The organism is uncultured Caballeronia sp. (assembly GCF_964243625.1).
In the GTDB taxonomy this organism is placed as follows: Bacteria; Pseudomonadota; Gammaproteobacteria; order Burkholderiales; family Burkholderiaceae; genus Caballeronia.
Window position 1 is genome coordinate 1 of sequence record NZ_CAXTGZ010000168.1, and the last position, 10,801, is coordinate 10,801.

General features: G+C 60.1%; 11 protein-coding genes. 4 read left to right on the forward strand and 7 right to left on the reverse strand.

Annotated elements, in window-relative coordinates:
- The 3 genes from ACFFAR_RS13700 to ACFFAR_RS13710 form a co-directional block, all read left to right on the forward strand.
- The coding region (locus ACFFAR_RS13700; protein WP_174362763.1) for a Wzy polymerase domain-containing protein at window positions 1-1,100 on the forward strand (1,100 nt) is incomplete at its 5' end.
- A 274-nt stretch (window positions 1,101-1,374) separates the two neighbouring features.
- Complete coding sequence (locus tag ACFFAR_RS13705; RefSeq protein ID WP_174362762.1) at window positions 1,375-2,472, forward strand: HNH endonuclease; 1,098 nt, start codon at window positions 1,375-1,377, stop codon at window positions 2,470-2,472.
- 235 nt (window positions 2,473-2,707) lie between these two features.
- Window positions 2,708-3,694, forward strand: a complete 987-nt coding sequence (locus ACFFAR_RS13710) for a lysozyme inhibitor LprI family protein (protein ID WP_174362761.1) — start codon at window positions 2,708-2,710, stop codon at window positions 3,692-3,694.
- Between the two features lie 111 nt (window positions 3,695-3,805).
- On the opposite strand, the gene moaC is transcribed toward ACFFAR_RS13710, so the two are convergent.
- The gene (gene moaC, locus ACFFAR_RS13715) at window positions 3,806-4,285 is read right to left on the reverse strand and encodes a cyclic pyranopterin monophosphate synthase MoaC (protein ID WP_174362760.1); all 480 of its coding nucleotides are present in this window, start codon (window positions 4,283-4,285) and stop codon (window positions 3,806-3,808) included.
- Window positions 4,286-4,427: 142 nt separating this feature from the next.
- Between moaC and ACFFAR_RS13720 the strand changes: the two genes are divergently transcribed.
- Window positions 4,428-6,299 carry a M48 family metalloprotease gene (locus tag ACFFAR_RS13720; RefSeq protein ID WP_174362759.1) on the forward strand — a complete coding sequence of 624 codons (1,872 nt, stop codon included), beginning with the start codon at window positions 4,428-4,430 and terminating at the stop codon, window positions 6,297-6,299.
- Here ACFFAR_RS13720 and ACFFAR_RS13725 read toward each other — a convergent pair.
- From ACFFAR_RS13725 to ilvE, 6 genes are all read right to left on the reverse strand, one after another.
- Window positions 6,296-6,859, reverse strand: a complete 564-nt coding sequence (locus ACFFAR_RS13725) for a DUF2946 family protein (RefSeq protein ID WP_174362758.1) — start codon at window positions 6,857-6,859, stop codon at window positions 6,296-6,298. The two genes, ACFFAR_RS13720 and ACFFAR_RS13725, sit on opposite strands and share 4 nt — an antisense overlap.
- Window positions 6,852-7,988, reverse strand: a complete 1,137-nt coding sequence (locus ACFFAR_RS13730) for a hydrolase (protein WP_174362757.1) — start codon at window positions 7,986-7,988, stop codon at window positions 6,852-6,854. The genes ACFFAR_RS13725 and ACFFAR_RS13730 overlap by 8 nt, the downstream gene beginning before the upstream one ends.
- A 106-nt stretch (window positions 7,989-8,094) precedes the next feature.
- Window positions 8,095-8,541: a nuclear transport factor 2 family protein gene (locus tag ACFFAR_RS13735; RefSeq protein WP_061998627.1), complete on the reverse strand. Its 447-nt coding sequence runs from the start codon at window positions 8,539-8,541 to the stop codon at window positions 8,095-8,097.
- A 148-nt stretch (window positions 8,542-8,689) separates the two neighbouring features.
- Window positions 8,690-9,739, reverse strand: a complete 1,050-nt coding sequence (gene waaF, locus ACFFAR_RS13740) for a lipopolysaccharide heptosyltransferase II (protein ID WP_061998628.1) — start codon at window positions 9,737-9,739, stop codon at window positions 8,690-8,692.
- Between the two features lie 242 nt (window positions 9,740-9,981).
- Complete coding sequence (locus ACFFAR_RS13745) at window positions 9,982-10,176, reverse strand: zinc-finger domain-containing protein (protein WP_047895834.1); 195 nt, start codon at window positions 10,174-10,176, stop codon at window positions 9,982-9,984.
- A gap of 93 nt (window positions 10,177-10,269) precedes the next feature.
- On the reverse strand, window positions 10,270-10,801 hold a 532-nt coding region (gene ilvE, locus ACFFAR_RS13750; protein ID WP_375508010.1), incomplete at its 5' end, for a branched-chain-amino-acid transaminase.

Below are 10,801 nucleotides of genomic sequence, written 5' to 3' on the forward strand. Positions count from 1 at the left end.
GCCGCTCGACCGCCGCCGATGATCCCGACGCGCCTGCGAGTGGTGCTTCCCGCAGCAAGGCGCGCGCTTGGTTGATCCCCGTCGTCTTGCTCGTGCTGTTCTTCGCGGTGAACGGCGCGATCCGCTGGGCAAATGTGCGTTATCAACTCGACCTGGGGCAGTCGGCAGCGGAGCGCATGCAGGATGCGAACCAGATCGCTCCCCGACTTGCGCTGTGGAAATACGGCTGGACGATGTTCCTGACGCATCCGCTTCTCGGTGTGGGCTGGGGCGAATTCCCGCTGCACCAGTTCGAGTTCGTGCGCGAACTTGGCGGCGTGGAGATCGCGAATAATTCGCACGATATCTTCATCGATTTGCTCGCAAAAACCGGCCTGCTCGGCTTGGCGATCGTGCTGTTCGGCGTCATTGGCTGGCTCGTGCGCGTGCTGCGCGCGCCGCATACGCCGGCGCGGATTTTTGGGCTCACGTTGCTGGGTGTTCTGATGATGCACGCGCTCGTCGAATATCCGCAGCAGTACATGTTTTATCTGATGCCCGCCATGCTGATCTTTGGCTTGCTGGAGACGCGGCCTTTGCGTTTGGTATCGCGTTCGTTTTCTTACGGGCTTTATGCGGCGCTGGTCGTGCTCGGGCTGCTTTCGCTTTATCCGGTCCTGCGCGATTACAACCGCGCCGAGGTGCTGTATTACGGCGCCCGGCCGGCGGAGCAGTACGCGGCGGATCCGTCTATCCTGTTCCGCGCGTGGGGTGAATATGGTGCGGCGACGCTGTTGCCCATGAATGGTCAGGATCTTGCCAGTAAGCTCGATATGCACCATCAGGCGATCGCGTTGTTGCCCGGCGAAACCGTCTTGCGCCGATACGCCGTGCTGCAAGCGCTGGCCGGCGAGGATCAGGACGCGCTCGATACCATGGCGAGGCTGAAGATTTTCGCGACCGAGTTGCACGACTGGCCGACACAACTGGCATCGGTATTCAAATCAGTCGATGAGCAGGGCAAGCCGCTCGCCGGATTCAAGGCGGAGCTGGTGAAGTTGTATGGTCTGCCGGCATCTCCGGCAACCGATGATAGTGACGACGATGATGGGGATGATTGAGAAGCGCGTTTTTCGTACGGTGGTCTGGACGACCTGAGTATGCGGAAAGTCCGAACCTCTCCTCTCGCAGCCACGTTAGTCCAATTACTTAAGCGATCTTTCTCTCGGTCGAGATTTCCGCAGTCTCAAATTGCCGTTACGCTCACGGCAATAATTTTGGGGCGTAATAAGCAAAATGCGGAATTGGATCTTTCAAGTAGCTTTTAAGCAGTTCGACTTAGAACAATTCCGAGCAACGCGGCCAAGCGTTTTGTCTTGGCCCGTTCCCCCTCATTTGGAACAAACCAGCGTAGGCGATCGCGTCTACATCTGGATAGCAGGCGCCGATAACGAATCAAAAAGTGGCATTTTTGCGGAGGCAGTAATTAGCTCTCCCATTCGGTCAATGGCGTCCGGTGCAATAGGTTCTGAATTCTGGCCCGACGAAGACGAGGAGCAGATCGACGCTCCCCGAGTTTGGCTGACAATCATCAAGATCAGCGATAAGCGTGAGCAAATCCTAAATCAATGGTTGGACGACGATCCGATATTGTCGAGCATTCCCGCGCTTGTTCAAGTGGCTGATGGTTATTTGGATTTGCCAGGCAAGGAAGCAGCTCGATTGGCACAGATGTGGGCACGCGTGGGTCAGCACTGGAGCCGGAGTGAGTCACTTGCTGGTCTGTGGGCCTATGTTGAGACGTTGCAAATCCCTATTTCGAAGCTTCCTGGCTCGCCAGTAGCTACGGTTTCGCTCATAACCGGCCGTGCCGTGACGGGCGTTTATAACAAGGTCATGAACTTTCGAAGCATTGATCCACGTGATCCTCGCAAGGGCATGGATGGCGCTGGCCTCACAGATCGAAAGGTGTGGGAAGAGTTTTTTGATTCCGAGACGCAAGTACTGAACGAAGCCGCTGTTCGAGCCGAGTTCGCTAGATTGTGGGAAACGACGCAGTCGGCTAAAGTCTTGGCACCAGATGCCATGGCGTTGGAAGAGGCAATCGATCGACAAGCGGACGCGCTAAGTAATCGATCGTATGAAGACCTCATCTTGAAATATGAGACGCAGAAAGAGCTTATAACCGATGATGCCCGTCCATCTGCGCGCGCTGCAAAACGCACGGTATTCGAACGGAATCCGTGGGTTATAGCGATAGCAAAGACAAGGGCGAATTTTGAGTGTGAAGTTCCGGGTTGCACCCATTCCAATTTTATCGGCAGGAATCACAAGCCGTATTGCGAGGTCCATCACATTCAACCGTTGGCAGAAGGTGGCTTCGACACAATCGAGAACGTCGTATGCCTATGTCCTTCTCATCATAGAGAAGCGCATTTTGGCGAAGATAAAGACGCTGTCAAGCGTGTTTTTTCTGCGTTGAGGAACGACTAAAAACCTATTCCGGCGTAATTGTGATGGTGCTCACCTGCGTCGCATTGGCGATGCATTCGATGCCTCGAAGCAAACGGCGGTTCTGTATATTAGAAACGTCAAAATGTGTGCTGATTTCTCGCTCGGCGTTGACGCATAGAAACCCGTGGTGCAAGGTGTCGTCCGTCTGCTAGGGGTGCTTATGAAAATCATAAGACTTCCAGCTAATTGGACTCAACTTAGAGCTGAGAAAGAAATGAAAAGGCTTGTACCGCTTGTGGTTGTTCTTGCGCTCACCGCATGTTCAAAAAAATCAGAAATCTCTTGTAACGGCGAAAATTCGACCTCAGCGGCATGTCTACCTAAACAAGAAATTGCCTGTAATGGCGAAAGCTCGAAGTCGGTGATTACATCTATTCTGCGGGACGAGATAAACAAGCACGTTACAGCAAATCTTGCTGCTCAAGCAACGGGCACCGCTACCAATGTGGATAGTGCACTGATACGGGCGAACTCCGGAAACGTCTCTATCCATATAGAGGACGTGCTGACGACGAAGACAGATCCAAACAGCACTAAGAAATTTTGTTCCGCAACGCTCAGGCTAAACGTTCCCACTGAGATCATCAACAACGCAGATGCCGTTCGAAGCATGCTGTCGCTTAACGACTCTCACCAACAGGCATTGCAATCTGGGGTGGACTTTGACGCCGATACAGTGAAATCGTCACTCGACTATAGCGTCCAACGGACTGACGACGGGCAAAAGGTCTATGGGAGCTTGAATGACCAAAACGCTGCCGTGATCTTCGTTTCGGCGCTAGTCGGACAGTCTATGTTGAAGAATGCGCTAGAGTCACAGAAGGCGGAACGTATCCAGCAGGATCAATCGCAAGCGTTAAAGGAAAACCAGCGGCAGACGGAGATCGATCAAGCGCAGATTGCTCAAACCGATGCGGCTTTACGAAAAGCGCGGGCTGATATCAAGGCGGCGAACAACGCGTTGAATGTTGTATGGAATACGGGCAGTAGAGAGTGGAGGCAGACTCTACTTCCTGAGCAACGCCTTTGGCTTGCTCAACGAGAAAACGGATGTAAGTTAAAGGCATTGGATACCGGCGCGTCTGGCGCTGCGACTTTTGAAATTGAGCGCATTAACTGCCAAGTGCAAATGACTGAAGCTAGAACCGAAGTCCTTAAAACCCTGGTTCAGGAAGCTCTTACTCAGGCGTCTTCAGAATAAACCGTGAATGTCCGGGCGAATTCTTTGCCTGGCCCCACCGGAACGCGTGAGATCAAGCATAGGAAGTTTCCTTCGAGTCAGTAGCGAGGCTGTATATGTATCTCTGTCCGATTAAGGTGTCGCCACCCAATCCCCCGACTTCCCCCCGTGCTTCTCCATGACGCGAACGTCGGTGATCGTCATCCCGCGATCTACCGCCTTGCACATGTCATAAACCGTCAGCAAACCGATCTGCACGGCCGTCAGCGCTTCCATCTCCACGCCGGTTCTTCCAACCGTCTCGACCCGCACTTCGCAATGCACGCCGGGCAATGTCTCATCGATGGAAAAATCCACCGCCACGCGCGTCAGCGCCAGCGGATGGCATAGCGGAATCAGATCCGACGTGCGCTTCGCGCCCTGGATCGCGGCGATTTGCGCGACACCCAGCACGTCGCCTTTCTTTGCCTTGCCGTCGCGGATCAGCGCGAGCGTGGCGGGCAGCATCGCGATGGAACCGCGTGCAACGGCAATGCGCCGGGTTTCGCTTTTGTCGCCGACATCGACCATGTGCGCTTCGCCAGAAGCATCGAAATGTGTAAGTCCGGACATGAATTCTCCTTGCATCGGGCGCTCATCATACCAGCGGCGTGCGGCGATCCAGGCGGGTGGTCCGTGCGCGCTCACGCTGCTACGATAAGCTTTTCCAGCCGATCGTGACCGCCGCCCCGGCCAACCGTATAGCAAGTTTGCCATGCGTCCAAACCGCCTGATCGCCGCCGTGTTGTGCCTGACCGTGGGCCTGCCTCCCGGCGCGTTCGCGCAGACAGCGGCGCCAACGGCATCGGCGTTGGCATCAGCATCGGCATCCGCACCGCCGTCCGGCGACGCACTGACCACGCCGACCGCTACCATCGATGCCAACGTCTTCGGCCTCTACGGCGGCGCCGCGGCGCGCTTCGCCAACCGTCCGGGCGAAAAAGCGGGACTGCAGGCATCCATGAACGCGCTCCAGCTCCCCGATCTCGGCGATGGTTCCGGCGGCGCGCTCACCCCTCAAGCCGAGCGCCGTCTCGGCGAGCGCCTGATGCGCGATCTGCGGCGCGACCCCGATTACCTCGATGACTGGCTCATCCGCGATTACCTCAACTCGGTGGCGGCGCGTTTGTCGGCGGCTGCGGCGACGCAGTACATCGGCGGTTATCTGCCGGACTTCGATCTCTTTCCCGTGCGCGATCCGCAGATCAACGCGTTCTCGATGCCCGGCGGTTTTATCGGTGTGAATACCGGATTGATTGCGACGAGCCAGACGGAGTCGGAACTGGCATCGGTGATCGGGCACGAGATGGGACACGTGCTGCAACGGCATATCGCACGGATGATCGGTTCGAGCGAGCGCAGTGGTTATGCGGCGCTCGCGGCCATGCTGTTCGGCGTGCTCGCGGGCGTGGTGGCGCACAGCGGCGACCTGGGGATGGGCATCGCGATGGGCGGCCAGGCGTTCGCGCTTGATAACCAGTTGCGGTTCTCGCGCTCGGCGGAGCACGAGGCGGACCGCGTCGGCTTCCAGATGCTGAGCGCGGCCGGCTACGATCCGTACGCAATGGTCTCGTTTTTCGCGCGGCTCGACCGGACCGCGATGGGCGATAACGGCGTGCCGCCGTATCTGCGAACGCATCCGCTGACGGGCGAGCGCATGGCCGACATGGAAGACCGTGCGCGCCGGGTGCCGTATCGTCAGCCGCGGCAGGAGCCGGAATACGGTTTTGTCAGGGCGCGTGCCCGCGTGCTGCAGGCGAATTCGACGAGTGAATATCGCGATGTCGCCACCCGGCTGCGCTCGGAAATCGAGGATCAGACTGCGCTGAACGTGGCCGCTAACTGGTATGGGATCGCGCTCGCGCAGACGCTGCAGCGCGATTACGATGCCGCGAACGCATCGCTCGCCGAGGCGCGCAAAGTGTTCGATGCCGAGCCCGCGCAGGAGGACCGTCCGGCTTCGGCGGAACAGAAGGCGCCGATGGTTGCCCACGTCAGCAACCCGCTTCCATCCACGTCATCAATCGATGTCGCGTCTCCGGCGAGCGCCGCGCTGGCATCGCTGAACGCTGGAAAAACGCCAGCCACCGTGGTGAACCTCGGCACCATCGCCGCAAAACGTCCGCAGGATCGCAGATCGCCGAGCCTCGATGTCCTCGCCGCGGATATCGCGCGCCTCGCCGGTCACGACAACGAAGCCATCCATCTCGCCGATATCGCCCAGGAGCGCTGGCCTGCATCGCACGCGGCTATCGAAACGCATTTGCAGGCGTTGTTGTCCGCGCGTCGTTTTACGGAAGCTCAGGCGCTGGCGCGCCGCGAAACCCGCGACGACCCGAATCAGCCTGACTGGTGGCGTTACCTGGCGCAGGCGAGCGCGGGCGCGAACGACGCAATGCAGCAGCATCGTGCGATGGCGGAGAAGCTGGCGCTCGACGGCGCGTGGCCATCGGCTATCCGGCAATTGCAGGCGGCGCGCGATCTGAAAAACGCGGGTTTCTACGATTTATCGACGATATCCGCGCGGCTGCGCGATTTCGAAACGCGCTACAAGGAAGAGCGCGAGATGGAGAAGGACGACAGTTAGGCCGCCGCTGCCCTGGCTGCAGGACTGGTGACGAAGGCGAAACGTTCCGCCACATCGTTGCGCGCAATGCGTTGCAGCGTTAGATCGACGCCCGGCGCGAAGTGAAAAACGCCGCCGTTTTCATCGAGTTCCGCATTCGATGAAAACAGATCCAGGTCGTGATCGTGCAAGGCGGCGACGCGCGTCGAATCCGAGAAGAGTATGTTCCCTTGGTCATCCAGCCACGCTTCGGATGGTTCGAACCCGCCACCCGCGTGATCCGTCAGCTTGAGCGCGCCATTCGCCTCGGACAGTCGCACGATCCACGGCGTGTACCCCAACTCCACATACACGCGCTGCGGGCCGTTCTGGAAGAACCACTGGCCGGCGTCATCGGCGGCGTAATTGCGGTTGATGAAGCCGAGGAGCGCGTCGTGGCGGATGATATCGCCAGGCAGATTCGCGGCTTGCGCGGCGTCGTCGCGCATGCGCCACTGGCCGCGCCGGTCGAGCAGCAGCCATCCAGTGCAATGCGGAACGTTCGGCCATTTGGCCAGCGCCTGCTTGACGATCTCATCCATGCGTGGAATCCGTAGTGGGTGCTGGTGCTGATGCTGGTGCTGCCTGCTTCACGTGCGTCTGCAAATAACCGAAAACCCGCTGCGACAACCAGTCGATACGCCCCGGAAACGGCCCGGTCATGAACCCGACGTGGCCGCCGTGCATGGGTTGATCGAGCGTGACGGTGGCCGATACTTCCGTCGCCGATGGCAGCACGCGCCCCGGCAGGAACGGATCGTTGCGGGCGTTGAGGACAAGCGTCGGCGCAGCGATCTGCGGCAAGAAAGGCCGCGTGGTGGCGCGGGTCCAGTAGTCGTCGGTATCGCGGAAACCGTGGAGGGGTGCAGTGACGGCGTTATCGAATGCGTGCATGGTGCGCGCGGCGAGCATGGCGTCGCGGTCGAAAAGGCCCGGGTATTGTTCGAGCTTGGCGAGCGCCTTGCGCTTGAGCGTCTTGAGGAAACTGCGCGTGTAGACCATGCCGAATCCCTGCGATATTGCGTGGCCGCCCGCGTGGACATCGAGCGGCGCGGAGATGGCGGCGGCGGCGTCCAGAACGGCTGTGGCGTCCTGTTCCTGCTCGCAGAGCCATCGCAACAACACGTTGCCTCCCAGCGATACACCCGCCGCAACGACCGGCCCATTGTGTTGCGCCTTGAGCCGGCGCAGGACCCAGTCGACTTCGGCGCTGTCGGCGAGATGGTAGAAGCGTGGCAGGAGGTTCATCGAACCGCTGCAACTGCGAAAATGCGGCACGACGCCATGCCAGCCGCGCGCCTTCGCTTCGGCCATCAGCACACGCGCGTAATGGGAATCGGAACTGCCTTCCAGACCGTGGAACAGCACGAAAAGCGGTGCCTTGGCTTGAGGCCTTGCGGTGTCTACAGCACTGTCGAGCCAGTCCAGGTCGATGAAATCGCCATCCGGCGTGGTCCATCGTTCTCGTTTGTACTGGACCATCGGCCGGCGGGCGAACAACGCGGGCACGATGGTTTGGGCGTGAGCGCTCGGCAGCCATCGCGGCGCCCGGTACAGCAGATCGATTATTGGATCGACGAGCGCGTCGAGGGCAGAGTCGGGCGCGTCAGTTTCCGATGCCGTCGCGCGCGCCGGGCCGGGAGCAATGAGGTGAGATGAATCGCGTTTCATGGCGCGTTATCAAACGAGGTGCGGTCGGAGCATCGGTACATCGAGGACGGCAATCCCCAAGCCACTGATAAAAGCGTTCCAGCTTGCCGCGCCCGCGAATTCCATTTCAGTGCAGCGGACCCTGTCCATGACGCATCTTGGCAGCAACCTGGCCGGCCGCTTCGTCTGGCATCGCACTCGCGTGGATATGTGCTATGCGCCATTCCCCACGTTCGTGAACCATCACGTAGGTGCTGAAAACCATGGCGGGCGTGCTGCCGGGCTCGGTGGACTGATGCGCTTCGGCGATCGCGTAGACCACGGTGCCGAGACTGTCGTAGACACGGATATCGAGCGGCTCGACTGTGATCGGCAGGTTTTCGAGTTGCGTTGCAAGACCCGCGCGTATGCTGTCCAGGCCGCTCAGGTGCGAGCCGTCCGCACAGATGAACGTGGCGAATTCCTCGTCGATCCACAGCGCCATCACGCTGTCGACATTGCCCTCCGCGACGGCCTGGTAGTAGGCGTTGAGGGTATCGGCGGCGGCTTCGAAGAGGCGGGCAAAACGTGGCATGGCTAGTGGGTCTCTAACGTTCGATGCACGGCGTCCAGTGTTTTGCGGACAAAAAACGCCACGGTTCGGTCAAGTTTCAAAAGCATGCCCCCGCTTGGGTGGCATTGGCATGTCGCAGGCGTCAACTACGTTGCGTCAACTACTTGAGTCAACTACGTTGCGTCATCAGCATGCCGCGCAGATCGCCGAAAACCTGATCCGCGCCGAGCTCGCGCAGGCAGTTCAGGTGACCCAGCGGACACTCACGGGCAAAGCACGGACTGCATTCGAGGTGCAGCCATTGTACCTTTGCGAGATCGGAGAGGGGCGGCGTGTGGCGCGGGTCGGTCGAGCCGAACACCGCGACCAGCGGGCGGCGCAGCGCGGCTGCGACATGCATCAGGCCGGAATCGTTGGTGACCACGGCGCTCGCACGCGAGATCAGCGCGCACGCTTCGCCCAAAGACGTCTGGCCGCACAGGTTGCGCACGTTCGGCGCGCGGTCCGCAATCGCCTGCGCGAGCGGCGCGTCTTTGGGCGAGCCGAGCGCGACGATTCGGGCATACGGGAACGACTGCGCGATGAACTGCGCCAGAGACGCAAAATGCTCCGGCGGCCAGCGTTTGGCCGGACCGAACTCGGCGCCGGGGCAGAACACGACGAGCGGCGCGCGGGTATCGAGATTGAAGCGCGTGGAGACGCGTGCAGCTTCGTTCAGGTCGAGATCGAGGCGTGGCACGGGCATGGGAACCGTGGCGTTTTCCTGCAGCCACGGCAGCTTTGCGCCCGGTGCATAGGCGAGTGCGGCGTACTGGCTGACCATCGGCGGGCGCTGGTCTTTCGGCGGATTGGCATGCCGCACGTTGAGCAGGCCGTAGCGGCTTTCGCCTTTGTAGCCAACGCGCAGGTTGATGCCCGCCATGAACGGGATCAGCGCCGACTTGAACGAGTTCGGCAGCACGTACGCCGCGTCGTAGCCCACGTCGCGCAGGTCGCTCGCGAGTTGCCATCGGCGCAGCATCTGCAGCTTGCCGTGCGCGAGATCGGTGGCGTAGACATCGTGGATCTCGGGCATGCGCTCCAGCACGGGCGCGACCCAGGCGGGCGCGACGGCGTCGATGACAATCCGTGGGTGCAGTTTCCTGAGCAGCGAGAACAGCGGCTGCGCCATCAATGCGTCACCAATCCAGTTCGGGGCGATAACCAACGCGCGACGCATCTAATTAAATTCCAATCTCGAAAATGACGCAGCACACGCTGTCTTGGCGAGGCGGGTCGGTGCAAATGGGGTGGTTGGCGTCCCGCGCGCAGTGCGCCGGACGTCGATGTGCGGTGTTTTGCCCGTGGATGCCATCAAGCAAAGCACGCGCGTGCAAGCGCGATTCAGCCCGCGACCAGATTGGAGCCGCGGATCGGATTGCCCGAGCGCTTCGTGAAACCGGCTTGGGCCGAGCAGCGCGCTCAATGGCCTTTGATCGTTTCGCCGTCTTTCAGCTTGTAGCGCGTGCCGCAATACGGGCAGCGCGCTTCGCCGTGCGAGATATCGAGGAACACGCGCGGATGCGTGCTCCAGCGCGGCATATTCGGATTTGGGCAGAACGCCGGCACGTCTTTGGCCGACAACTGCACCAGCGGCATTTCCTTCAGTTCGCTCATGAGGAATCTCGTTCGGGTTCGTTTCTACGTTCTATTCTGGGGACGCGGCGAACGGGCTTTTCGCCGGTCCGCCGAGATATTCGCTTGGCCGCCTTACTTGACCGTCGACAACCAGTCCGCGTACTTCTCGTTCTTGCCGCTCACGATATCGAAGAACGCGCTTTGCAGCTTCTCCGTGATCGGACCGCGCTTGCCTTCGCCGATAGTGCGATTGTCCAGCTCGCGGATCGGCGTGACTTCGGCGGCCGTGCCGGTGAAGAACGCTTCGTCGCAGGTGTAGACCTCGTCGCGGGTGATGCGCTTTTCGATCACCGGAATGCCGAAGTCGCGTGCGAGCGTGATCACCGTGTCGCGCGTGATGCCGTCGAGGCACGAAGCCAGGTCCGGCGTGTACAGCTTGCCGTTGTTCACCAGGAAGAAGTTTTCGCCGGAGCCTTCCGACACGTAGCCGTCGACGTCGAGCAGCAGCGCTTCATCGTAACCGTCTGTGATGGCTTCCTGATTGGCCAGGATCGAGTTCACATACCAGCCGGACGCCTTGGCGCGCACCATCGACACGTTCACGTGATGACGCGTGAACGACGACGTCTTGACGCGGATGCCCTTCGTGATGCCGTCCTCGCCG